The sequence below is a fragment of the Corynebacterium tuberculostearicum genome, assembly GCF_013408445.1.
Taxonomy (GTDB): Bacteria; Actinomycetota; Actinomycetes; order Mycobacteriales; family Mycobacteriaceae; genus Corynebacterium; species Corynebacterium tuberculostearicum.
In genome coordinates this window covers 236,108-259,077 of record NZ_JACBZL010000001.1, presented here as the reverse complement: position 1 = coordinate 259,077, position 22,970 = coordinate 236,108, and the positions used below count along the sequence as shown (strand labels likewise).

Below are 22,970 nucleotides of genomic sequence, written 5' to 3'. Positions count from 1 at the left end.
GGGAATGCCCTAAAGCCTAATTGGCGGCGCGCGAAAGTAGCAACACAAAAGGGCCCCTAAAACGGGAAAGGCCCAGCCTAGCCGCGGGAGACGGCGGGGCTGGGCTACGGGGAGGCGGGGATTATTTTTCGTCAGCTGCGGGGGCGACGGATTCGTCGTCCAGGTCGGCATCGTCGCCGTCGAAGTAGTCTTCGTCTTCGTCCTCGTCGTCTTCGCCGAAGATGTCGTAGACGTCAGGCTCTTCGTAGTCTTCGTCATCGAAGGAGACGAGCTGTGCTTCCCAGTCCAGGGCCTGCTCGGAGACGAGGCCTAGGACATCAAAGAGGCGATCGAAGTCGGTGTAGGTGCCAAGCTCAAGGGCCTCGGCGGGAACCTCCACGATGGGAACGTCATCAAACTCGGCGTTATCAAAGAGGGCGAGGCGGTCAGCCTCGTCGAGGTCCTCATCCTCTTCGTCCACTTCCCACGCGAGGGCGACTGCCTCATCCTCCATGTCATCGAGATCGTCTTCATCGAAGTCGAAGGCGAGGAAGCGGACGATGGCGGACGGGACGCCGTCGATGGTTTCCACGAGTACGCGCAGCTCCGAGTCGTTGGCCACTTCAGCCACGACGAGGTGCGGGTTGAGCTCATCTTGGGCAAATTCTAGTTCCGCGATGCGCTCATCGGTGCCCTCCAGCAGGTCACGCAGGACGGTGACCACCTGGTCGGTGGCGATGTGGCGGGAGACCGCCTCCACGGCATCGTCTACAGAGAAGGCGACGGAGACAAGGACTGCCTCAAATTCCTCATCGTCTTCATCAACATCCGCCGCGGCAATGTAGACGTTCGCGGCGGGAAGAAGCGGATCGATTTCAATAAATTGGATTTCCAGATCAGAGGTGATTGGAACGAACATGACGTCATCGTTGACGCGGGACTCGATGCCCTCGGCATCCAATGCAGAAGCAATATCTTCGAAAAAGCTCATGGTGGTTTAAAATCCATCCTTCGGAAGCAGAGGTTCCCACGGTAGGCAAGCCGCCGCCCGCGGTCACTGTGGAGTCTACCGTTATTCCCACCCGGATGGTTGGAAGCCCAAAGATCTCACCAGCTCCGGGCGCCCACTTCCCCACTCCAACATGTGGTATCCCTCCCAGGCTTGCCGCTTGAGCTCGTGCGGGGCGTGCTCAATATAGGCCTCGGCATCGAAGATCATGGTGGCGCGCTGAGTGGACCCGTAGCGCGGCCAACTCATCTCCGGGCGGCCGCCATGGATGAAGGCAGACCAGTGTTGCTGCATGGTGGCAGTAAGTTCCTCCATCTCCGCGCGCGAGCCCCAATTGGTAAGGAAAGACGCGCGCGAGGAATAAGGGTCACCGAAGACATTGCCCAGCTCCATCGAGTGCATGGCACCGAGGCCCAACCACTTGAGCACGGCAGAGGCGAAGTCGAAGCGATACATCCACGTGGGTGCCACTTTGGCATGGGCGGTGGCGATGCGGGTGGAAGGTGCCCAAAAGAGGGCGTCGGCAAGCAGGTGCGCAAAGTCCTCCCGGGCCACCGCCCCGTCATAGGCGGCGACGACCTCGGGGGCGTGCTGGGGATCGAAGGAAGCCAGCAGGCGCAAGGCGGCGCGCTCGCGGGAGCTTTGGCGCTGGAAGAGGAATTTGCCAAAGCTAGCCTCGTCCGAGTTCGTGCCGATGAGCAGCGGAACCTGGTGCTGGTGCCCGTTTTCGAAGGCGGCGATGGGGTGTTCCGGAATGAGCTCATCATCCACCGTGGGCGCGTAGCAGGAATTGAGGTGAATGAGCTCGCCGGCCCGCCACATCATGGATTGGCCCGAGCGCACCAGATCGGCAAAGTTTTCCTGGCGCAGGTCCTCCACCGAGGTGCGCCGGGGCAAGGCCATGCGGTGCACCAGCTCGCGCGCCCACAAGGTGGACTGGGCGCGGGAATGGATCATGGCAATCGGCGGGGACTGGGCAATAGCGCGGTGGAAGAGGCCTTCCGCGGCCGGGCTCGTCATGAGGGTGAGCACCGCCGCGCCACCGGCCGACTCGCCCATCAGGGTGACGGAATCAGGATCGCCGCCAAAGGCTGCGATATTGTCGCGCACCCACTGCAGCGCCAGGATCTGATCGGCCACCGCCGGGTTAGCGCTGCAGTCCCCGCCCAGGCTGCGCAGATCCAAATAGCCCAGGGAGTTGAGGCGGAAGTTAATGGATACGTAGACCACGTCCATGCGGGTGGCCAGCTCAAAACCGCGGAGCATAAGCATGTGAGAGGAGCCCATGATAAAGCTGCCGCCGTGCAGGTAGACCACCACGGGAAGCTTCTCTTCAGTGCGCGGGCGCACGATGTCGAGGTGCAGGCAGTCCTCAGAGCCGATAATGCGATCGGTCCAGGAATACGTGGGCTGCGGGGCCGGTGGGCCGAACTGGCTGCAATCGCGCACACCCTCCCAAGCCGGTGCGGGCTGCGGGGCGCGGAAGCGGTTGTCCCCGGCGGTGGTATCACCAAACGGGATGCCGCGCCAGGTAAGCACCGGCCCGGCGCTAATGGGGCGATCGGTGCGCAGGTCCTCCTCTATAACGCCGCGCACCCACCCAGAGGTAGTGCGGACGGTGAGCTCATCTGCCAGGGCGTTTTGGGCCTCCTCGTGCGCGCGGCGGGCGCGTTCGTGGGCTTGCTCCGCTTTCAGGCGCGCCGCCGCGGAAGACTCCTCCAGAGGGAAACCCTCGGAGTCGCGGTTGTTCTCGTGCGGCGTAACCATACCCACTAGCTTAGGTCGCTTGCACGCCCTCGGCGATCTCGTTGCGGCGCGGCGGCGCATTAATAGGGCCTTTACTATGCTGGGCGCAGATAAGTTTTAGCGAAAGAGAAAGACACATGGGTTTATTTACTAAAGACAAAAAGGACAACTCCGCCGAGGTCGACACCGTCGATACCTATGACATCGATCCGGAAGATACCAACCGCTTTACCTCCGCGCTCCTCAATTCCCTGGACCGCGCAGTGGCCGTGCAGTCCGGCGTCATCATCAAGTACGTCGAGAACTTAAAGAAGCGTAATAAGGACGCGAGCCCGCAGCAGCTACAGGAGCTCATTGACAAGCACTTCCTTAATATCACCTCCGGCACGGGTGCGGCCGCGGGCGCTTCCGCTGCCATCCCAGGTGTTGGCTTGGTAACCGGCGCAGCTACCATCGCCGGCGAATCCGTGGTCTTTTTGGAGGCGACCGCGTGGTACATCTTGGCTTCGGCCTACCTGCATGGCGATGACATCAAGTCCCCCGAGCGCCGCCGCGCCCTTGTACTTTTGGTGCTGACCGGTTCGAAGGGCTCCGCTTTGGTGGATACCTTTGTGGGTGATCTCAATAGCGTGGCGGGCATGCGCTCGGCCGCTAGCCTGTCCCGTTTCTCCGGCCCGACGCTGTCTGGAATCAACGGCCGCCTGACCAAGCTTTTTACCAAGCAGATCACCAAGCGCCTGGAGTGGGCGTGGATCAGCAAGCTCATGCCCATGGGCATCGGCGCCGTGCTCGGCACTACCGCCAACCGCAAGCTGGCCAAGCAGGTCATCGAGCACGCCAGCGAGCAGCTTTCTCCCCTCACCCAAGCCTAGGGGTAGCCGGGAACCGATAAGTGGGGCAATTGATACCCCTAACATAGTGAGTTTAGGGGTATGACCCGTATCATGTAGGCAGACTCTTTGGCGAGTGACGCATGCGCTCGTGCAAAGGCCGCACTAAAGTCGAATAAACGACCATTTTAAAGCAGAGAAATGAGGCGAATACCTGCCGTGAGCACATCGAATATCTTCGGCCCCAATGCGTGGCTGATAGACGAGCAGTTCCAGCAGTACTCCAAGGACCCTAGCTCCGTAGATAAGGAGTGGCGCGACTACTTCGAAGCAAACGGCGCGCCCAAGTCTGAGGCACCTGCCAAGGAAGCCCCGAAGAAGCCGTCTAAGCCTGCCGCGAAGAAGACTGAGGGTACGACTACCGCCCGCAAGCAGGAGGCCCGCGAGACCAACGTGGATAAGTCCGTGGCCAAGGCGCAGGAAAAGTCCGCTAAGGCCAAGCAGTCCGTGAAGAAGTCCGAGTCCCCGCTCGACCGCATCGAAGACTACAAGGGCGGCGAGGAGCACCAGCTCAAGGGCATGTTCAAGGCCATTGCGAAGAACATGGAGGAATCCCTGGAGATTCCTACCGCTACCACCGTGCGCGATATGCCGGTCAAGCTCATGTGGGAAAACCGCTCCATGATCAATGACCACCTCAAGCGCACTCGCGGTGGCAAGATCTCCTTTACCCACATCATCGGCTACGCCATGGTTAAGGCCGTACAGCTGCACCCTGACATGAACGTGCGCTACGAGGAAAAGGATGGCAAGCCTTATGTCATCCAGCCGGAGCACATTAACCTGGGTCTGGCCATTGACCTGCCGCAGAAGGATGGCTCCCGCGCGTTGGTCGTCGCCGCCATCAAGGAGTGCGAGACCAAGTCCTTCTCCGAGTTTGTTGAGGCCTACGAGGACATCGTTACCCGTTCTCGCAAGAACAAGCTCACCATGGATGACTTCTCTGGTGTGACCATTAACCTCACCAACCCAGGCGGCATCGGCACCCGCCACTCCATCGCCCGCCTGACTAAGGGCGCCGGCTCCATCATCGGCGTGGGCTCTATGGATTACCCGGCCGAGTTCGCTGGCGCTTCCGCGGACCGCTTGGCAGACCTGGGCGTCGGCCGCCTGGTTACCCTGACCTCCACCTATGACCACCGCGTCATCCAGGGTGCAGAGTCCGGCGAGTTCTTGCGCACCATTGGCCAGCTGCTTGTCGACGGCGCCTTTTGGGACGACCTCTTCTCCTCCATGGGCGTGCCTTATGAGCCGTTCCGTTGGGCACAGGACGTGCCGAACTCCGGCGTGGACAAGAACACCCGCGTCATGCAGCTCATCGAGTCTTACCGCTCCCGCGGCCACCTGCTGGCCGATACCAACCCACTGGGCTGGATCCAGCCGGGCCTGCCTAACCCGGACCACCGCGACCTCGACATCGCGACCCACGGTCTGACCATCTGGGATCTGGACCGCACCTTCAATGTCGGTGGCTTTGGCGGCAAGGAGCAGATGACCCTGCGCGAGGTGCTGTCCCGCCTGCGCGCCGCCTACACCTTGAAGGTCGGCTCCGAATACACCCACATCCTCGACCGCGATGAGCGCGGCTGGCTGCAGGACCGCCTGGAGGCGGGCATGCCGAAGCCGACCAACGCGGAGCAGAAGTACATCCTGCAGAAGGTCAATGCCGCCGAAGCATTCGAGAACTTCCTGCAGACCAAATACGTGGGCCAGAAGCGCTTCTCCCTCGAGGGCGCCGAGACCCTCATCCCGCTGCTGGATTCCATCATTGATACCGCCGCCGGCCAGGATCTGGACGAGGTCGTCATCGGCATGCCACACCGCGGCCGCCTAAACGTCCTGTTCAATATCGTGGGCAAGCCACTGGCCGATATCTTCGGCGAGTTCGACGGCAACTACAAGGGCGGTCAGCTCGGCGGCTCCGGTGACGTGAAGTACCACCTGGGTTCCGAGGGCCACCACCTGCAGATGTTTGGCGATGGCGAAATCAAGGTCACCCTTGCTGCCAACCCATCCCACCTCGAGGCCGTCGATCCGGTCATGGAGGGCATCGCCCGCGCTAAGCAGGACATCTTGGACAAGGGCCCAGAGGGCCACACCGTTGTTCCAGTCATGCTCCATGGTGATGCTTCCTTCACCGGCCTGGGCATTGTTCAGGAGACCATCAACCTGTCCCAGCTGCGCGGTTACACCAACGGCGGCACCGTCCACATTGTGGTCAACAACCAGGTGGGCTTCACCACCACCCCGGACTCCGGCCGTTCCACCCACTACGCCACCGACCTGGCCAAGGGCTTCGACTGCCCGGTCTTCCACGTCAACGGCGATGACCCAGAGGCAGTTGTCTGGGTTGGTCAGATGGCAGCCGAGTACCGCCGCCAGTTTGGCAAGGACGTCTTCATTGACCTCATGGTCTACCGCCTGCGCGGTCACAACGAGGCCGATGACCCGTCCATGACTCAGCCGGAGCTCTACTCCGTCATCGACGAGCACAAGGCAGTGCGCGAGCACTACACCAACGACCTCATCGGCCGTGGTGACCTTTCCGCCGAGGATGCCGAGGCAGCCGCTCGCGACTTCCACGACCAGATGGAATCCGTCTTTGCTGAGCACAAGGAAGCCGGCAAGGCCCGCCCGAAGGAGCAGACCGGCATCACCTCCTCCCAGGAGCTCACCCGCGGCCTGGATACCTCCATTACCGCTGAGGAACTCGCCGAGCTGGGTGCCGCTTATGGCAACCCACCAGAGGACTTTGAGTACCACAAGCGCGTGGGCAAGGTAGCCAAGGAGCGCGAGAAGTCCTCCCGCGAGGGCGGCATCGACTGGGGCTGGGGCGAGCTCATCGCCTTCGGTTCCCTGGCCGGCGAGGGCAAGGTTGTCCGCCTGGCTGGTGAGGATTCCCGTCGCGGTACCTTCACGCAGCGCCACGCCGTCACCTTCGACCCACGCAACGGCAACGAGTACAACCCGATGCACGCCATCGCCACCTCCAAGGGCAACGGCGGCAAGTTCATGGTTTATAACTCCGCGCTAACCGAGTACGCCGGCATGGGCTTCGAGTACGGCTACACCGTGGGCAACCCAGACGCCCTCGTGGCTTGGGAGGCACAGTTCGGTGACTTCGCCAACGGCGCCCAGACCATCATCGACGAGTACATCTCCTCCGGTGAGGCCAAGTGGGGCCAGCTGTCCAGCCTGGTACTCCTCCTGCCACACGGCTACGAGGGCCAGGGCCCGGACCACTCCTCCGCCCGCATCGAGCGCTACCTGCAGCTGTGCGCTGAGGGTTCCATGACCGTGGCTCAGCCTTCCACCCCGGCTAACCACTTCCACCTACTGCGCCGCCAGGCACTCGGCGAGATGAAGCGTCCGCTGGTCGTCTTCACCCCGAAGTCCATGCTGCGCAACAAGGCGGCCACCTCCGCCGTGGAAGACTTCACCGAGGTCAAGCGCTTCCAGTCCGTTATCAACGACCCGAACTTCGTTGACGTCAACGGCAAGAAGGTCGGCGATACCGACAAGGTCAAGACCATCATGCTGGTCTCCGGCAAACTGTACTGGGATCTGGAAAAGAAGCGCGAGGCCGACGGCCGCGATGACATCGCCATCGTCCGCGTGGAGATGCTCCACCCGATTCCGTTCAACCGCCTGCGCGAGGCATTCGAGGCTTACCCGAATGCCACCCAGGTCCGCTTCGTTCAGGACGAGCCGGCCAACCAGGGCCCATGGCCGTTCTACAACGAGCACCTGCGCACCCTGATTCCGGATATGCCGGAGCTGGTACGCGTTTCCCGCCGTGCTCAGTCCTCTACTGCCACCGGTAACGCCAAGGTGCACCAGATTGAGCAGAAGAACCTGCTGGAAGAGGCCTTCGACATCTAGTCGCCTCTACCCCGTTTAAACCCCAGTGAGGACCTCCTCGCTGGGGTTTACTCATGCCGACGTCAGCATTAGTAAAACTTCAGTTCTTGCTTCTGCCGGAGCACTCCCTCGGCGTTCTTGCCCTCTCACGTCTTTTCTCATCTCCGATTCCTTCGCGCTCACCAGCGGAACACTGTTGTCTTGGCGGTCGCTTTCCCATGAGCGCCAAGGGAGCGGGTTAAGAAGTAACGCGCTTACTCGATATGTCCAATCGTGTCGCGGATGCTTGTCACTCAAACCCGGGAGCAATGAAAAGCACTAGCGTCGGTATTCACGAGCCCAGAATGGTTCCATATCGAGTCACACGTGTCCTTGATCCTGTGGAGGTGTTGGTCTGCCGGTTGCTAACCATCAGGAGCTCCAAGTTGCCAACAAGCCCGGGAAACTCACACAAACCTGCCAACGGTCAAATATTAAGAACCAGTGAGATTCGACCCGCCGGAAGAATCGGAGTCGCCTTCTTCATGGGCGATGTCGCCACCGGAGGAATTCATCCAGGAGCGTACGACCTTCTCCGCGCTGGAGTCGTCGTTTTCTACCTCTTCGACCATGTCAGAGAGATCTTTTTGGGTAATGAACTTAGTCAGCGAGGCCACGGCCTGGCGCTCTTCGCGGTCGAAAAGATCGTCTTGATAGAGCACCACGAAATTCTCTGGCAACTCGGGCTCAGCCTCCTCGCAGCCGCTGGCACCGGAAGGCTCGACCGTGGTGGTATCCGTGGGCAAGCTCGACATGAGCGCAATGTGGGTGCGGGCCAGGTAGTCCTCCCCGCCGGGCTCGGAGGATTTCTGTGCCTTCTTGTAATCCTTAGAAATCGCCCGCGCCTCACCGGGGTTAAGGATATTAAGGAACGCGCCGGTGCAGCCTACATAGAAATTGCCGCCCGGGTTCATGGAACGCCCACCCTTGGTGTCTAGGAAAATGTCTTCCTTCACAATGGACGCCTCGCGGCCCTGCCCCATCAGCTCCTGGCGGAAGATTTCCGCAAGGACAAGCTGGTCGGTCTCATTGGTATCCACCAAAATGCCGATGGGCTCGCTCTGGGGGCTCTTGGCAAAAGGGTTGGCATCGAACTGGGAAGAGCAGCCGGTAAGCAGCGTTGCGGACAGCACCACACCGGCAATGGCGCGGGCGGGGCGGGCAAAGCTGCGCATAGCGATACTCTTCTCCTTTTAGTTAGCGGCGCGTGAGCGTCTAGCTGATTCTACACCGAGGGCGTGTTTACCTCCTGTTGCGGCGTGACTAAGATGGCAAGGGTTATGTCTAGCGTTATTACTGAATCCGCCGTACGCGAGGCACTCTCCCGCGTCGAAGACCCCGAAATCGGCCGCCCCATCACCGAACTCAACATGGTGAAGTCCGTTACCGTCACCGGTAATGACGTGGCCGTGGAAATCTACCTCACCATCGCTGGCTGCCCCATGAAATCCACCATCGAGTCCAATACCCGCGCTGCGGTAGAGGATATCGAGGGCGTTGGAAACGTCACGGTGACGATGGAAGCCATGAGCGACGAGCAGCGCCGCGAGCTGAAGAAGAAGCTGCGCGGTGGCCAAGCCGAGCCGGAAATCCCATTTGCAAAGCCAGATTCCACCACTCGCGTTTTCGCGGTGGCCTCCGGTAAGGGCGGCGTAGGCAAGTCCTCCATGACCGTCAACCTTGCCGCGGCATTGGTCCAGAAGGGCCTCAAGGTTGGCATCGTGGACGCCGATATTTACGGCCACTCCGTACCCAACCTGCTGGGCTGCACCGACGGCCCCACCGTGCTCGATGATGAGATGCTGCTGCCGCCGATTTCTCATGGCATTAAGCACATTTCCATCGGTCAGTTTGTGGAGGGTAATGCCCCGGTAGTCTGGCGCGGCCCCATGCTCCACCGCGCGCTACAGCAATTCCTGGCTGACGTTTTCTGGGGCGACCTCGACGTGCTGCTCTTGGATCTGCCTCCGGGCACTGGCGACGTCGCCTTGTCCGTAGCCCAGCTCATCCCGAATGCGGAGCTACTCATTGTCACCACCCCGCAGGCCGCGGCGGCCGAGGTGGCAGAGCGCGCCGGATCCATCTCCCAGCAGACCCGCCAGCGCGTGGCCGGCGTAATTGAAAACATGGGCGCCATGGTGATGCCGGATGGCTCCACCATGGATGTCTTTGGCTCTGGCGGCGGACAGATTGTGGCCGATCGCCTAGGCGTCATCTTGGGCCATGAGGTGCCACTGCTGGCCTCCGTGCCGTTGGATCCCACCCTGCGCAGCGGTGGCGATGCCGGCACACCGATTGTTCTCGATTCCCCCGAGTCCCCCGCCGCCCAACAGATCCAGGCAGTGGCCGATAAGCTGGCCATACGTTCTGATTCCCTGGTGGGCAAAAACCTCAACTTGGGCGTGAACTAACGCCTTAGGTTACATCGCCCCACAAGCCGCCGCCGGTGGATTCTTCCCCACCACGTGGCGGCTTTTTCTCTGGCGCGGGCTGCTCCGTTGGCTGGGGCGCTTGAGGGCGTTGCTGAGGCTCTGGCTGCGGCTGCTCGGCATAGACCTGGGAGTAGTCGAAGCTCGGGCGGCGCTGCTGCTGCGGTTGAGGCTGCGGCTGTTCCTCCGGCTCCTGTGGCGCGGTAGCGGTCTTGACGTTTTCTGCCATTTTCTTGGGGTTGAAATCGTCCCAGGCGGAATCGTCGCCGTCGAAAAGCGCCTTGGTAATTGCGCCCTTCGGGCCGAGGCGCGTCCACTGGGCTGCTTGGGTGAGCGGGCCGCGGATATCATCGAATTCCGAGGTAATCGACCCCATCTCGCCATTGAGCTCCGCTTTGGCGTTATTGATGGCCTTGCGCGCCGCGTAGATGGCCGCGCGCACATCCTTAATCACCTCGGGCATGCGCTCCGGGCCGATGACGATGATGCCCAAAACCACGATGACGAAAATCTCGGGCCAACCAATGGAAGAAAACACGGTTAAATACTAGTCCCTCACTCTTAGCCGCGCTGATTGTGCTTGATTGCGCGAACCACCATCTCCACCTTGTCCAAAAAATCCTGCTGCGGCCGGTGCACGGGCGTTGCCGCATCCGGCCCGGGCGCAACCTCTTCGGTGGCAATGCCCGCGAGCTTTGCCAGCAGGGATTGCGGCGCCTTGACCTTAGCGGAATCCGCGCAGTGGCGAACCCACTCTGAGGCATGGCGCTGCTGATGTACATCAGCGCGGCACTCGGCGCAGTGCACCAAGTGTATGCGCACGCGGTGCATGAATTTCGGCTCCATCTCCCCGTCTACGAAGGCAACGACAGCCTCTGGGCCGAGGTGCCCGATGGTATCGCTGCGCCGAGCCTTGGCTTTCGCCTTATCGCGGGCTTTGGCCTGGGCGGCATCGAATCCGCCGCGCACGCTCAGCGTGGACACGGTCCGGCGTCCTCGCAGCGAGTCCATCGACACCCTCCTCCAGTAGTTGCTTGGCCTTCAGTGACACGGAAAGTCCCCGCCGGCGGCGGGGACTATGCAGTTTCTTTAAAGTTTAGCGCGCGGTGCTTTAACGCGTGCGCAGCAGCATGCGGGTTTCCGCATTGGTTTGCGCCTCTTTTTCGAGCGCCGCGCGCAGTTGGGAACGGCCGCGGTGGATGCGGGAGCGCACCGTACCCATCTTGACGCCCAGGGTCTCCGCAATCTCGTCATAGCTCATACCTACGACATCGCACAGCACCACGGCCACGCGGAAATCGGGAGCCAGGCCATCGAGCGCGGATTGCAGCGCCGGGTCCAGGTTGGCCACGGTATAGGCCTGCTCCGGGGTCATATCCGTGCCGGGCACGCGCTCATAATCCTCCGGCAGGGCCTCCATGCGGATCTTGGAGCGATGGCGGACCATGTCCAAGAAGAGGTTGGTGGTAATACGGTGCAACCAGCCTTCAAACGTACCGGCCTGATACTTATCCAGGGAGCGGAAGACGCGCATGAAGGTTTCCTGGGTGAGGTCCTCTGCATCGTGCTGATTACCAGAGAGACGATACGCCAAGCGGTAGACGCCATCGGCATGCTCGGCCACCAGGTCACCCCAGGCGGGCATGTCGGCTTCGCCGGCATCGAACGCCGCGGTACCGGTCAACTCCGCCTCAGGGGTGGCAGGCTGAAGGGATTCGGCATCGCGCTTCGTTGTTGTCATGCATGTCATCTTTCTATACTTCAAGGTGAAACTCCAGCCACAGTGCTGATAATTTCCTGTGAGTCCGTCACATTATCCCCACCCACCACAACCTCGCTGGCTAGGCGCGTTTTTGCCACATCGGCAGCCACTTTTCCCTATGGTTTATTACGTGACTACTACCGCATATGAAGCACTGCGTTCTTATATCGAGACCACCAGCGAGCCCTCCGCGGCCCTGCGTGGCGCGCGCGACCACGCCGATGAGTACGGTCTGCCGGTTCCAGATGAATCTACGGGCCAGCTGCTCACCACCCTGACGGCCGCCTCCGCCGGTTCCACCGAACGCCCCCAGTCCGTAGCGATCACCCCGGCCGCCAATGTGGTAGGCCTCTACCTGCTCGCCGGCATGCCCGATAATGGCATCTTGACCTGCATCGACCCCGAGGCTGAGCACCAGCGCAGCGCCAAGACCGCCTTCCGCGAGGCTGGCTATGCACCTTCACGCGGCCGCTTCCTGCCGTCTCGCCCACTCGAGGTCATGGGCCGTCTGGCTAATGACGCCTACCAGGTCATCTACGCCGACGTCGCCGCGCTCGAGCTCCCCGCCATCATCAAGGCCGCGTGGCCACTGCTACACCAGGGCGGCACCCTGGTCTTGGCTAATTCTTTGCTCGATGGCACGCTTGCCGACGCCTCCCGGACCGACCGCGACACCGCCGCCGCCCGCGAAGCAGACGAGTACCTGCGCGAGCTCGAGGGTGCGAGCGTGACCCGGTTGCCGCTGGGGTCCGGGCTCACCCTCGTAACGAAGCTCTAGACCTTCTGGTTTTTGCCGACGACAACCACGCCGCCGTCAGAAACCTTGAAGCGCTCCTCATCGCGCTCGCGGTCCACGCCGATAATTGCGCCATCGCTGACGACGACGTTCTTATCGAGGATCGCGCGGCGCACCACGGCACCCCGTCCGATGCGCACGCCTGGCAGGATGACCGATCCTTCGACCGTGGCGCCATCGGCCACGTGGACGTCAGACGCCAGCACGGAATTGCGCACCGTGCCGCCGGAGACGATGCAGCCCGGCGCCACCATCGAGGACTGCGCGATGCCGTTTTGCACGAACTTCGCCGGCGGGAAATTGGAATCATCCGTGGAGTGAATCGGCCAATTCCGGTTATAGAGGTTGAAGATCGGGTGCACCGAAATCATGTCCATGTGCGCTTCATAGAAGGAATCGATGGTGCCCACATCGCGCCAGTAGCCGTGATCGCGCTCGGTAGATCCCGGCACCTCATTGGCCATGAAGTCATAGACATGCGCCTGCCCACGCTTCACAAAGTACGGAATGATATCGCCGCCCATATCGTGGGCAGAATCCTCGTTCTTTTCGTCCTCCAAGAGGGCGTCAATAAGCGCCTGCGCCGTAAAGACATAGTTGCCCATCGAGGCATAGCTCATATTCGGATCGTCCGGCGTGGCCGGTGGGTCCGCCGGCTTTTCCACGAACTCCGTGATGGTTCCCATGCCATCGGCCTGGATGCAGCCAAAGGCCGTCGCCTCCGAGCGCGGCACGCGAATGCCGGCCACCGAGCAATCCAGCCCCGTGGCAATGTGCTCTTCTACCATCTGCGCCGGATCCATGCGGTAGACGTGGTCCGCACCGAAGACGATGACGTAATCCGGATTCTCGTCATAGATGAGGTTCAGCGACTGCACAATGGCATCCGCGGAGCCGTTGTACCACCGCTTGCCGCGGCGCTGCTGGGCAGGCACCGAGGCAATGTACTGCGGCGTCGGCCCCGCCAAGTTCCACGCCTGGGAAATGTGGCGGTCCAGCGAGTGGGACTTGTACTGGGTCAGCACCGCAATCTTGAGGTAGCCGGCATTGACCAGATTGGACAGGACAAAGTCAATGAGGCGGTAGGAACCTCCGAAAGGCACGGCGGGTTTGGCGCGGTCTTCGGTCAGGGGAAAAAGGCGCTTTCCCTCGCCGCCGGCGAGGACGATGGCTAGGACATTTGGCAGGCTTCTCACGTTTTCAAACCTAACCGCTAATCCCACATTCCGCAGCAGATATAAGCACATTTTTACCCCCATCCCGTATTTCTGCACGCGGCACCAGAGATACGTATTCTGGGTGGGCATGAGAGCCGGAATCTTTTCCAAAGAATACCCGCCGGAAATCTACGGCGGAGCCGGAGTTCACGTAGCTGAACTCACCCGTTTTATGCGCGATATCATCGATGTCTCCGTGCACTGCATGGGCTCCCCGCGCGAAGAAAAGGACGTTTTTGTGCACGGCGTGGACCCCGCACTCGAGGGTGCCAATGGCGCGCTCAAGACCTTGTCCACTGGGCTGCGCATGGCCGATGCCGCCTCTGACATCGACATCGCCCATTCCCACACGTGGTACACGGGTCTCGCCGGCCACCTCTCCGCCCAGCTCTACGATATTCCGCACGTCGTCACCGCCCACTCGCTGGAGCCGCACCGCCCGTGGAAGCGCGAGCAGCTCGGCGGCGGCTACGACGTCTCCTCGTGGTCCGAGAAGAACGCCATGGAATATGCCGACGCGGTCATCGCCGTTTCTGCCGGCATGAAGGACTCCATCTTGGATGCCTACCCGCGGATCGACGCCTCCAAGGTCCACGTCGTCCTCAACGGCATCGACACCGAGCTATGGCAGCCACGAGAGGGAGATGTGTTGGACAAGCTGGGCGTCGATAAGCAACGCCCCATCGTTGCCTTCGTTGGCCGCATTACCCGACAAAAGGGCGTAAAGCACCTGCTGCAGGCGGCGCAGAAATTCGACCCGGATATCCAGCTGGTGCTGTGCGCCGGCGCGCCCGATACGCCCGAAATCGCGGCGGAGACCGAGGCGCTGGTGGAGGAACTGCGTGCCCAGCGCGATGGCATTTTCTGGGTCAAGGACATGCTCCCGCGCAACGAGGTCCAGCAGATTTACTCCGGTGCGGATGTGTTTGTTTGCCCGTCCATTTACGAGCCGCTCGGCATCGTCAACCTGGAAGCTATGGCCTGCGGCACGGCCGTTGTCGCCTCCAACGTTGGCGGCATTCCGGAGGTTGTGGTCGATGGCGAGACCGGTGTGCTGGTGCCTTACGACGCCGCCGCTACCGCCGCCTTCGAAGCCGACCTCGCCGCCGCCGTCAATGACGTCGCCGCCGATAAAGAGCGCGCCGCGGAATTTGGCCGCGCCGGCCGAGAGCGCGCCATCCGTGATTTCTCTTGGGCTACCATTGCCGCCCAGACCGTCGATATCTACCGCAGCTTGATTTAAGGAAGGATAGCCGTGACAACTCACCGCCCCGAACTGCATTTTGTCCCCGAAGACGGCGTCCTCGACGCCCCCGCTGGTATCCTGCGCGACGGCGATACCTGGCACCTGTTCTACCAGTACCGCCCCACCGCGGACTCCCCTGCCCGCTGGGGACACACCTACTCCGAAGAGTCTCCCTTTGACTGGTTGGACTGCGACGATGCCCTCGCGCCCGTTGGCGGCGAGCTCTCCCTGCGTGCCGGTTCCGTAGCCCAAGGCCCGGACGATATCCACCTCTACTTCACTTCGGTGACCGCCGCCGGAATCGCCGTTCACCTCGCCCGCTACGCTGACGTGGATGAGATCTGCGAAGTCTCCGATGACCCCCAGGCCCTCGACCCCAATGTCGTCCGTTTTGGCGAGGTCGTAGGCAATACCCGCAACTTCGATCACTTCCGCTCCCCCTCCGTGGTGCCCGACTGGGCCTCCGAGGATCGCGATGACGGCCACGACGGCTGGCTCATGCTCGCGCTCACCGGCCACTCCGACGCCCCGGTTCCCGTCATCCTCGAATCGGCCGATGGCGTGTCTTGGCGGCTGCGCGGCAGCCTCAAGTTCGACGGCGACCCTGGCTTCCTCGAAGGCGAAGTCCCCGCCACCTCGCCCATCCCACCGGTCGTCTCGCCGCGCTTGGTCCGCCTGCGCGATGAGGTCGACGGCAATATCTACGACGTCCTCTTCGTCACGCTAGAGCGCGGCGGCCGCGACGTCTCCGGCTACCTCGTCGGCCGGCTGGAGGGCACTACTTTTACCGTGGTCTCCGGCTTCCGCCGCGTGGACTTCGGCCACGATTTCTCCCGCCCGCGCAGTACCAACACCACCACCGGTACTCTCACCCCAGAGCAGCGCTACGAGCGCGCCGTCATCGTTGGTCTCCTCAACGGCAACGGCCGCGGCGACGACGCCACCAAGCACGCTTCCTGGGAGGCCGAAGGCTGGGCCAATGCCCTGTCCCTGCCCCGCCGAGTCACCCTCGAGGGCGGCGTCCTCTACCAAGCCCCCGCCCCCGGCTTGCCCGATGCCGTCAAGCTCTCCGACTACGCCCGTTCCTGGACCGGCGTCATGGAAGTCCCTTCCGGTTCCTGCGTGACTGTCACGCTTCTCGACGGCGCCGGTGACCCCGCCGCCACCATCTGCCACTCCGGCGATGACATCAGCCTTGATCGCTCCATGAACAAGGCCTTCGACCACTGTTTCGCCGATTCCGAGCCCGCCACCGCCACGCTTGCCGAGGGCGACTCCGATACCCTCACCATCATTCAAGACGGCTCCACCGTCGAGGTATTCGTCGACGGTGGCCTCATCGCGATGGCCTCCCGCGTCTACTTCGAAGGCGGCTGCTCCGGCCTGCGGGTCGAGACCTCCGGCGATGCCGTCATCGAGCAGGACTGGCAGCGCTCCGGCTCCAAGCTTTAATCCTCCTGGCTCGCCCCTCCTCACCCAACCCGTCTCTCTCCGTCCCTCCCCCCCGCCCTTCGCGCTCACCGGCGCGGCCGCCCACCGCGGTTCCGCCTCTCCTGGTGAGCGGCAAGAGCGGGGATTTCGTTTTCAATCCACATCGCTGGGCTGCGTCTCCCCTAGCTCCCTCACACGCGTCCTTCGCGCTCACGGGGAGAAGCTGGGGCGTCGGAAAGCGTGTGCCGGTGAGCGGCAAGGGGGAAACCTCCCCTCGCGCTCACTGGGGAGACGAAAAGAACCGCCCCACGCGCTTCCGGTGAGCGCGAAGGGCGGTGGAGGTGGCTGGGGCCGGCCGGGAGCTAGACGGCGCGGAGGCGGTCCAAGCGGGCGCGGGCGGTGACCGTGAGCGTCGGGGGCAGTGCGGCCATGCGCTCGGCGAGTTCGCCGGCGCTGATGTGGCGTGCGGACGGGCTCATGCCCACCTGAGCGGCGACGGAGGCCTTATCCAGCTCGATGGGGAACGAGATATCGACCGGGTCGGCCGCCTGCTCGAGGAAGCCCTCGGCCTGCTCATACATGCGCTCGACCTTGCCTTCTTCCACGCCGAGGATGCCGAGCGGCTCGCGCAGCTCGTCCAGGTGTCCGGCGCCGGGCGTCAAGACGATGACCTGGCCGCCCGGGGCGAGCACGCGCTGGAACTCGGCTGGGTTACGCGGGGCGAAGACGACGGAGATTGCGTCGACGGACTCATCCCGGATGGGCAGGCGCTCCCACACATCGGCCACGACGGCGCCGACGCGCGGGTGGCACTTAGCTAAGTGCTTCGCAGCGTGCGGGGAAATGTCGAGGCCAACGCCGCGGGCCTCCGCGATGGAGTCCAGGGTGTGGGCCAGGTAGTAGCCGGTGCCGGCACCCACCTCGAGGAGGGAGGCGGGCGTGGACTCGGCCAGGGAGGCGGAATCCAGTCCGTCCTGGACGGCCCCGGTTACGGCCTCAACGAAGGGCGCGAAGTGGCCCATGGCCAAATAGGTCTCGCGGGCGTTGACCATATCCATGTCATCGCCCTTGTGCTTGAGTCCGGCGCCGGCTGCGAGGGTGACGTAGCCCTGCTTGGCCACATCAAAAGAGTGGCCGGATTCCGAAACGAGGCGAGAGAAATCATCGGCACCAGAAAGCGCGGTGCCATCGTTGGGATCGGCCAGAATGTCGACGATATGAGAAAGCATGTACCTAGACTAGCTAGAAACCTCAGTCAACAGGGAACCGAGCTCGGCGGCCTCGTCCTTGCTCAGCTCGATGACGATGCGACCGCCGCCATCCGAGGGGATGCGCATGACGATTTTGCGGGACTCCTCTACTGCTTCCATTTCTCCGCCCGTGGTGCGCGGCTTCATTGCTGCCATAGTGAGTCTCCTTTAGTTAACTTCTTTTCCTTCCAGCTTAGACCTTTTCTGCGCGGAAGATAGTTGTTCCTCCAGTTGCGCGAGGAGATCGTCTACCTGGTCCTGGCGGTATCCGCGGGGAACTACCTCGAATTTCACCTGGTCAAGGCGGCCTTCGCGGAGGGCGGCGCGGTTATTTTCGCGCACCTTCTGCGGCTCGTCTAGCGGGTGCATGACCTCGCCGCGGCCAAAGATGGAGCCCCATACCCAGGTGCCGATGACGGTCAGGGCGATGAGGACAAGGAGGAGCATAATCCAAGACAGCATGGCTTAAACCTTACCTTTTAGCGGCGGGCGTTGAGCAACGGGAGCGATGACCCCGGCGCGGGCGAGCAGCGTGCGCGCGACTACCTCGGCCATCGGCGCCAGCTCGTGCAGCGGCCGGTTGCGGTGTACCCGCGTGCCCAGGTCTACCTGTGCGATTGTGCCCCGCTTGCCGACGTCCACCATTAGCCCCGCTTCCACCCCATACCCCTCCACGAAGGGCAGTTCTAGGGCGGTGGCGCGGCGCAGGGCGTATTCGCCGCCGAGGGGCTGATCGATGTGGGCGAGCTCGGGAAAGAACTGCTTGATGAGCGGCTTGGCGGTCAGTTCGGTCACGCGGCCACCGCCGGTGGGCTGGCCATTGAGGCTGCGGCGGTAGCGGGCTTTGACCATCTCCACCGCTGGGTCAGCGAAGGGCGCGGCCAAGGCCGAGACCATGCCGGGTGCAGCGGATCCAAGGTCGGCGTCGACAAAGACGACGATGTCTCCCTTCGCCGCGGCAACCCCGCGCCAAAGGGATTCACCCTTACCGGGGCGCGGTTCCTCTGGGAGGATATCGCGCCAATTGCGCACATCCGCTCCGGCGGCGGCAGCGCGGGAGGCGGTGGCGTCGGTGGAATCGGCGTCGATCACCAGCACTTCCAGGGGGTCATCGGCGAGGCAGGCGCGCACGACGTCCGCGACGGTGCCCTCTTCGTTGAGCGCTGGGATGATAACGGAGACGCTCATGCAAGGCCTCGCGTGGCTGCTAGCGGGGCGACCTCGCCTTGGATGGCTGCGGTCATGCGTATGACATCGGCGGTCTCGGCCACCTCGTGCACGCGAAAGGCGGCCACGCCGCGGGCGGCAGACCACGCGGTAGCGGCCAGGGTGCCGGCCACGCGCTCGCCTACCCCGCGGTCGAGCGTCTCGCCCACGAAGTCCTTATTGGATAGCGCCATAAGCACCGGCCAGCCGGTGGCGACGACTTCGTCGATACGCCGCAGGAGCTCGAGCCCGTGAAAGGTGTTCTTACCAAAGTCATGCGTCGGATCGATAAAGGTCAGGTCCTCCGGGCAGCCGAGGGAGGCGGCGCGCTCGGCCAGTTGGGTGGTTTCCGCGATGACATCGGCCACCACGTCGTCGAAGTGGACGCGATGCGGCCGGGTGCGCGGGGTGATGCCGCCGGTGTGCGAACACACGTATCCCACGCGGTGGTGGCCGGAGACCTCGATGAGCTCGGGGTCCCAACCGGCCCAGGTGTCATTGACCAGGCCGGCGCCGGCTGCGATGGCGGCCTCTGCCACCTCGCTGCGCCAAGTATCGACGGAGATGAGCACGTCCGGGTGGCGCTCGTGTACCTTCTCGATGGTCGGCACCACGCGGTCGATTTCCTCCGCCGCGTCCACGGCCTTGCCGGGGCCAGCCTTCACGCCGCCAATATCGACGATCGACGCACCGGCCGCGATCACCTCATCACAACGGCGCAACGCCGGGTCGAGGTCAAAGGTTGCGCCCTTGTCATAGAAGGAATCCGGGGTGCGATTGACAATCGCCATCACGCGCGCGAGGCTCAACGCGGCTCCCTGATGCGCTTATCGCTCATGACTTGGTGGCGCTGGATGATGTGGGCGAGGGCTTCATCGGGGTCGTCGGTAAGCAGGAAAAGCTCTCGGTCACCTTCGTTGATATAGCCGCTGGCCGCCAGGGTCTTTTCCATCCATTCCAGCAGGCCGGACCAGTACTCGGTGCCCATGAGCACGATGGGGTAATTGGTCACTTTTCCGGTCTGGACCATGCACATGACCTCGAAGAACTCATCCATCGTGCCCATGCCACCAGGCAGGCAGATGAAGGCCTGCGAGTACTTCAAGAACATCGTCTTGCGGGCAAAGAAGTAGCGGAAATTCAGGCCCAGATCCACATACTCGTTAAGGCCCTGCTCGTGGGGAAGCTCGATGCCCAAGCCCACGGAGAGCCCGCCGGCCTCGTGGGCGCCGCGGTTGGCTGCCTCCATGATGCCGGGGCCGCCGCCGGTGATGACGGCATAGGAGTGCTCGGCCAGTTTGCGGCCGACCTCGACGCCGAGCTGGTAGCTCGCATCCTCCGGCGTGGTGCGCGCGGAGCCGAAGACGGTAACGGCCTTCGGCAGCTTGGAAAGCGCATCGAAGCCAGCGACGAACTCGCCTTGGATGCGCAGGACGCGCCACGGATCGGCGTGCTGCCACTCATGGTCCGCGCCGGACTCCAAGAGCCGCTGGTCAAAGGTGGAGGCCTGCTCGCCTTCGGTGCGCAGCAGCATCGGACCGCGCAGGGTGCGCATCTGTTCGGGGGTCATTATTATCCCTTCAGGTAGTTCAGGAGGGCGGTGGATACTTCGGCGATCTGCGCGGTGGGGACCTGCTCGTCCTTCTTATGCGCGAACCCGGGGTCGCCGGCACCGAAGTTTACGGCCGGGGTGCCCATTTCGGAGAAGCGGGCGACGTCGGTCCAGCCGTACTTGGCGCGGACGTTGCCCCCGACGGCGTCGATAAGAGCCTTGGCCGCCGGCTGGCCCAAACCGGGCTGGGCGGCCGGCGCGATGTCATCGATCTCGATGGTGACATCTTCTTCCTCGCCGATGATGGACTTCATATACTCCAGCGCCTCGTCGCTCGTGCGGTCCGGCGCAAAGCGGAAGTTTACAAACATCCATGCCTCATCCGGCAGCGTATTGGTGGCAACGCCCGACTCGAGGTGGACGATGTTGAGGCCCTCACGGTAGGTGCAGCCATCGATGGTGACATCGCGGGACTCATAGGCGGCGATGCGGCTCATGATGGGCGCGAGCTTGTGCGCTGCGTTGGAGCCGAGCCAGGCGCGGGCCGAGTGCGCGCGGGTGCCGTGGGCGGTCACGCGCAGGCGAATGGAGCCCTGGCAGCCGGCCTCCACCATGGCGCCGGAGGGCTCGCCCAGAAGAGCGAAGTCGCCCTCGAGCCACTCCGGGTGGTCTTTTTGCAGGTGGCCCAGGCCATTAAATTCAGTGGCTACTTCTTCGCCCTCGTAGGCGATGACGGTGAGGTCATGCTTGAGCTCGTCGGCTTCGTGCAGCTGGGCAAAGGCATTGAGGTAGACGGCCATGCCGGACTTCATGTCCACGGTGCCGCAGCCCCACATAATCTCTACCCCGCCTTCAGAGGTTTCCATGTGATGCGGTACATTTTCTGCCAACGGAACGGTATCAATGTGGCCGGCGAGCACCACGCGGGAATCTAGCCCGCGGTTCGTGCGGGCGCACACGGTATTGCCGTAGCGGGCAACCTCGACGTCCAATCCGCGCAGCGCTTCTTCGATGGCGTCTGCGATGGCCTCCTCATGGTGGGAGGGGCTCGGAATATCCACGAGCGCCTTGGTTAGTTCGATGGGGTCTGCATATAGATCTAAAGTCACAAAGCGCCATGCTAGCGCTCCGCGCAGCTCACCGCATTGTGTAAAGTTCACTTCACTGCAAATAATTCGTCCTCCCTAAGGTGATAACAATGGCCGAAGCCACTCAATTGAAATCCCGTCATCTCACGATGATGGGCCTTGGCTCCGCCGTGGGTGCCGGTCTCTTCCTCGGCGTGGGCCTCGGCATCCAGATTTCCGGCACCTCCGTGCTCATCTCCTATGCCGTGGCCGGCGCGCTCATCGCACTGGTGATGTGGATGCTCGGTGAGATGGCCGCCGCCCGCCCCTCTTTGGGGTCATTTTCCACCTACGCCGGCCAGGCCTTCGGCCACTGGGCGCGTTTTACCATGGGGTGGATTTACTGGTTCATGCTGATCATGGTCATGGGTGCCGAAATCACCGGCGCGGCCGCCATCATTTCCAACTGGTTCGATATTGCCCCGTGGATTCCAGCGCTTATTGCCGTGGCCTTCTTCGCGGTGGTCAACTTCGCGGCCGTGGGTGGCTTTGGTGAGTTCGAGTTCTGGTTCGCCATTATCAAGGTCGGCGTTATTGTCGCCTTCCTCGTCATCGGCGCGCTCATGGCGCTGGGCATCCTGCCGGGCATGGATGTCTCCTTGGCCGGTACCAACTTCACCGATAACTTCCTGCCTAATGGCATGCCTGGCTTCGCCGCCGGATTGCTGGCCGTCGCCTTTGCCTTTGGCGGCATCGAGCTGGTAACCATTGCGGCGGCCGAATCCGAGAACCCGGCGCACAACGTGGCCACCGCGGTGCGCGCCATCATCGTGCGCATCATGATTTTCTACATCGGCTCCATCGTGGTGATCACCATGGCGCTGCCGTTTAGCTCCATCCAGGACGCCGATGTCGCGGCCGATTCCCCCTTCACCCTGGTGCTCGCGGCCGCCAAGATTCCTTTTGCTGCCGGCTTCATGGAGGCCATCATCGCCCTCGCCTTGCTGTCTGCCTTCAACGCGCAGATTTACGCCACCTCCCGCTTGGTCTTCGATATGGCCAAAGACCACTGCGCCCCGGGATTCTTCCTGAAGCAAAATCGTGCCGGCTCCCCCATCAACGCCGTCATCTTGTCCATGGTCTTCGCCTTCGCTTCGGTGGGCCTGCAGTTCTGGAACCCGCCAGGGCTTCTGGCCTTCCTCTTCAACGCGGTCGGAGGGTGCCTGCTGGTCATCTGGTCCTTCATCGTGGCTTCCTTTATCAAGTTGCACCCCGTCCTGCGCGATAATGGCGAGCTGACCGAGATCCACGTACCCGGCTTCCCCTGGCTTCCGTGGGTTACGGCCGCTGCTTTGGCCGGACTGACCCTGCTGATGCTCTTTGATCCGGCCGCGCGTAACCAGGTCATCTCGGTGCTCATCCTGGCTTCGGTGCTCGTCATCTTGTCCTTTGTGCTTCCCACCGGCCAGCGCGCGGGGGCGCGGAAGTAG

21 protein-coding genes are annotated in these 22,970 nt (G+C 62.6%); 7 read left to right on the top strand and 14 right to left on the bottom strand.

The window, feature by feature from the left end; translation table 11 throughout:
* Window positions 1-121 precede the first annotated feature (121 nt).
* Both BJ985_RS01260 and BJ985_RS01255 read right to left on the bottom strand, forming a co-directional pair.
* The gene (locus tag BJ985_RS01260) at window positions 122-970 is read right to left on the bottom strand and encodes a DNA primase (RefSeq protein WP_179386333.1); all 849 of its coding nucleotides are present in this window, start codon (window positions 968-970) and stop codon (window positions 122-124) included.
* 81 nt (window positions 971-1,051) lie between these two features.
* Window positions 1,052-2,755 carry a carboxylesterase/lipase family protein gene (locus BJ985_RS01255; protein ID WP_179386332.1) on the bottom strand — a complete coding sequence of 568 codons (1,704 nt, stop codon included), beginning with the start codon at window positions 2,753-2,755 and terminating at the stop codon, window positions 1,052-1,054.
* A gap of 116 nt (window positions 2,756-2,871) precedes the next feature.
* On the opposite strand from BJ985_RS01255, the gene BJ985_RS01250 reads away from it, so the two are divergent.
* Both BJ985_RS01250 and BJ985_RS01245 read left to right on the top strand, forming a co-directional pair.
* Complete coding sequence (locus BJ985_RS01250) at window positions 2,872-3,606, top strand: hypothetical protein (protein ID WP_005323499.1); 735 nt, start codon at window positions 2,872-2,874, stop codon at window positions 3,604-3,606.
* A gap of 177 nt (window positions 3,607-3,783) precedes the next feature.
* Window positions 3,784-7,506: a multifunctional oxoglutarate decarboxylase/oxoglutarate dehydrogenase thiamine pyrophosphate-binding subunit/dihydrolipoyllysine-residue succinyltransferase subunit gene (locus BJ985_RS01245; protein ID WP_407926945.1), complete on the top strand. Its 3,723-nt coding sequence runs from the start codon at window positions 3,784-3,786 to the stop codon at window positions 7,504-7,506.
* Between the two features lie 452 nt (window positions 7,507-7,958).
* Here BJ985_RS01245 and BJ985_RS01240 read toward each other — a convergent pair whose 3' ends face one another.
* The gene (locus BJ985_RS01240) at window positions 7,959-8,699 is read right to left on the bottom strand and encodes a hypothetical protein (RefSeq protein WP_005327525.1); all 741 of its coding nucleotides are present in this window, start codon (window positions 8,697-8,699) and stop codon (window positions 7,959-7,961) included.
* Window positions 8,700-8,804: 105 nt separating this feature from the next.
* Here BJ985_RS01240 and BJ985_RS01235 point away from each other — a divergent pair, with 105 nt between their 5' ends.
* Complete coding sequence (locus BJ985_RS01235) at window positions 8,805-9,935, top strand: Mrp/NBP35 family ATP-binding protein (RefSeq protein WP_040425048.1); 1,131 nt, start codon at window positions 8,805-8,807, stop codon at window positions 9,933-9,935.
* A 4-nt stretch (window positions 9,936-9,939) separates the two neighbouring features.
* On the opposite strand, the gene BJ985_RS01230 is transcribed toward BJ985_RS01235, so the two are convergent.
* From BJ985_RS01230 to sigE, 3 genes are all read right to left on the bottom strand, one after another.
* Window positions 9,940-10,491 (bottom strand): twin-arginine translocase TatA/TatE family subunit, encoded by a 552-nt coding sequence (locus BJ985_RS01230; RefSeq protein WP_005327521.1) that lies wholly within the window; start codon window positions 10,489-10,491, stop codon window positions 9,940-9,942.
* 23 nt (window positions 10,492-10,514) lie between these two features.
* Window positions 10,515-10,964 (bottom strand): anti-sigma factor family protein, encoded by a 450-nt coding sequence (locus tag BJ985_RS01225; protein ID WP_034668126.1) that lies wholly within the window; start codon window positions 10,962-10,964, stop codon window positions 10,515-10,517.
* A 100-nt stretch (window positions 10,965-11,064) separates the two neighbouring features.
* The gene (gene sigE, locus BJ985_RS01220; RefSeq protein ID WP_005323510.1) at window positions 11,065-11,694 is read right to left on the bottom strand and encodes an RNA polymerase sigma factor SigE; all 630 of its coding nucleotides are present in this window, start codon (window positions 11,692-11,694) and stop codon (window positions 11,065-11,067) included.
* Window positions 11,695-11,845: 151 nt separating this feature from the next.
* Here sigE and BJ985_RS01215 point away from each other — a divergent pair, with 151 nt between their 5' ends.
* Complete coding sequence (locus BJ985_RS01215; protein ID WP_179386330.1) at window positions 11,846-12,493, top strand: O-methyltransferase; 648 nt, start codon at window positions 11,846-11,848, stop codon at window positions 12,491-12,493.
* Here BJ985_RS01215 and glgC read toward each other — a convergent pair.
* Window positions 12,490-13,707 carry a glucose-1-phosphate adenylyltransferase gene (glgC, locus tag BJ985_RS01210; protein WP_179386329.1) on the bottom strand — a complete coding sequence of 406 codons (1,218 nt, stop codon included), beginning with the start codon at window positions 13,705-13,707 and terminating at the stop codon, window positions 12,490-12,492. The genes BJ985_RS01215 and glgC overlap by 4 nt on opposite strands.
* A 109-nt stretch (window positions 13,708-13,816) precedes the next feature.
* Here glgC and glgA point away from each other — a divergent pair, with 109 nt between their 5' ends.
* Both glgA and BJ985_RS01200 read left to right on the top strand, forming a co-directional pair.
* Complete coding sequence (glgA, locus tag BJ985_RS01205; RefSeq protein ID WP_179386328.1) at window positions 13,817-14,971, top strand: glycogen synthase; 1,155 nt, start codon at window positions 13,817-13,819, stop codon at window positions 14,969-14,971.
* Between the two features lie 12 nt (window positions 14,972-14,983).
* Window positions 14,984-16,426 carry a GH32 C-terminal domain-containing protein gene (locus tag BJ985_RS01200; protein ID WP_179386327.1) on the top strand — a complete coding sequence of 481 codons (1,443 nt, stop codon included), beginning with the start codon at window positions 14,984-14,986 and terminating at the stop codon, window positions 16,424-16,426.
* A 341-nt stretch (window positions 16,427-16,767) separates the two neighbouring features.
* On the opposite strand, the gene BJ985_RS01195 is transcribed toward BJ985_RS01200, so the two are convergent.
* From BJ985_RS01195 to dapE, 7 genes are read right to left on the bottom strand one after another with little or no spacing between them, the layout of a single operon-like run.
* Window positions 16,768-17,634, bottom strand: coding sequence for a methyltransferase domain-containing protein (locus tag BJ985_RS01195; protein WP_179386326.1), 867 nt, complete (start codon window positions 17,632-17,634; stop codon window positions 16,768-16,770).
* A gap of 9 nt (window positions 17,635-17,643) precedes the next feature.
* Window positions 17,644-17,811 carry a DUF3117 domain-containing protein gene (locus BJ985_RS01190; RefSeq protein ID WP_005323535.1) on the bottom strand — a complete coding sequence of 56 codons (168 nt, stop codon included), beginning with the start codon at window positions 17,809-17,811 and terminating at the stop codon, window positions 17,644-17,646.
* 12 nt (window positions 17,812-17,823) lie between these two features.
* Window positions 17,824-18,117 carry a DivIVA domain-containing protein gene (locus BJ985_RS01185; protein ID WP_005327512.1) on the bottom strand — a complete coding sequence of 98 codons (294 nt, stop codon included), beginning with the start codon at window positions 18,115-18,117 and terminating at the stop codon, window positions 17,824-17,826.
* Window positions 18,118-18,120: 3 nt separating this feature from the next.
* Window positions 18,121-18,843, bottom strand: coding sequence for a glucosyl-3-phosphoglycerate synthase (locus BJ985_RS01180; protein ID WP_179386325.1), 723 nt, complete (start codon window positions 18,841-18,843; stop codon window positions 18,121-18,123).
* The gene (gene folP / locus BJ985_RS01175; protein ID WP_179387555.1) at window positions 18,840-19,652 is read right to left on the bottom strand and encodes a dihydropteroate synthase; all 813 of its coding nucleotides are present in this window, start codon (window positions 19,650-19,652) and stop codon (window positions 18,840-18,842) included. The genes BJ985_RS01180 and folP overlap by 4 nt, the downstream gene beginning before the upstream one ends.
* Window positions 19,653-19,666: 14 nt before the next feature.
* Window positions 19,667-20,431: an LOG family protein gene (locus BJ985_RS01170; protein ID WP_005327506.1), complete on the bottom strand. Its 765-nt coding sequence runs from the start codon at window positions 20,429-20,431 to the stop codon at window positions 19,667-19,669.
* A gap of 2 nt (window positions 20,432-20,433) precedes the next feature.
* The gene (gene dapE / locus BJ985_RS01165) at window positions 20,434-21,522 is read right to left on the bottom strand and encodes a succinyl-diaminopimelate desuccinylase (protein ID WP_179386324.1); all 1,089 of its coding nucleotides are present in this window, start codon (window positions 21,520-21,522) and stop codon (window positions 20,434-20,436) included.
* An 89-nt stretch (window positions 21,523-21,611) separates the two neighbouring features.
* Between dapE and BJ985_RS01160 the strand changes: the two genes are divergently transcribed.
* Complete coding sequence (locus BJ985_RS01160; RefSeq protein WP_179386323.1) at window positions 21,612-22,970, top strand: amino acid permease; 1,359 nt, start codon at window positions 21,612-21,614, stop codon at window positions 22,968-22,970.

Coding starts and splice junctions, on each gene's coding strand:
- BJ985_RS01240 (WP_005327525.1), bottom strand. CDS start 8,699: ATGCGCAGCTTTGCCCGCCCCGCCCGCGCCATTGCCGGTGTGGTGCTG.
- folP (WP_179387555.1), bottom strand. CDS start 19,652: ATGGCGATTGTCAATCGCACCCCGGATTCCTTCTATGACAAGGGCGCA.
- sigE (WP_005323510.1), bottom strand. CDS start 11,694: ATGACAACAACGAAGCGCGATGCCGAATCCCTTCAGCCTGCCACCCCT.
- BJ985_RS01180 (WP_179386325.1), bottom strand. CDS start 18,843: ATGAGCGTCTCCGTTATCATCCCAGCGCTCAACGAAGAGGGCACCGTC.
- BJ985_RS01255 (WP_179386332.1), bottom strand. CDS start 2,755: ATGGTTACGCCGCACGAGAACAACCGCGACTCCGAGGGTTTCCCTCTG.
- BJ985_RS01260 (WP_179386333.1), bottom strand. CDS start 970: ATGAGCTTTTTCGAAGATATTGCTTCTGCATTGGATGCCGAGGGCATC.
- BJ985_RS01160 (WP_179386323.1), top strand. CDS start 21,612: ATGGCCGAAGCCACTCAATTGAAATCCCGTCATCTCACGATGATGGGC.
- glgA (WP_179386328.1), top strand. CDS start 13,817: ATGAGAGCCGGAATCTTTTCCAAAGAATACCCGCCGGAAATCTACGGC.
- BJ985_RS01185 (WP_005327512.1), bottom strand. CDS start 18,117: ATGCTGTCTTGGATTATGCTCCTCCTTGTCCTCATCGCCCTGACCGTC.
- BJ985_RS01235 (WP_040425048.1), top strand. CDS start 8,805: ATGTCTAGCGTTATTACTGAATCCGCCGTACGCGAGGCACTCTCCCGC.
- BJ985_RS01195 (WP_179386326.1), bottom strand. CDS start 17,634: ATGCTTTCTCATATCGTCGACATTCTGGCCGATCCCAACGATGGCACC.
- BJ985_RS01190 (WP_005323535.1), bottom strand. CDS start 17,811: ATGGCAGCAATGAAGCCGCGCACCACGGGCGGAGAAATGGAAGCAGTA.
- BJ985_RS01170 (WP_005327506.1), bottom strand. CDS start 20,431: ATGACCCCCGAACAGATGCGCACCCTGCGCGGTCCGATGCTGCTGCGC.
- BJ985_RS01250 (WP_005323499.1), top strand. CDS start 2,872: ATGGGTTTATTTACTAAAGACAAAAAGGACAACTCCGCCGAGGTCGAC.
- BJ985_RS01225 (WP_034668126.1), bottom strand. CDS start 10,964: ATGGACTCGCTGCGAGGACGCCGGACCGTGTCCACGCTGAGCGTGCGC.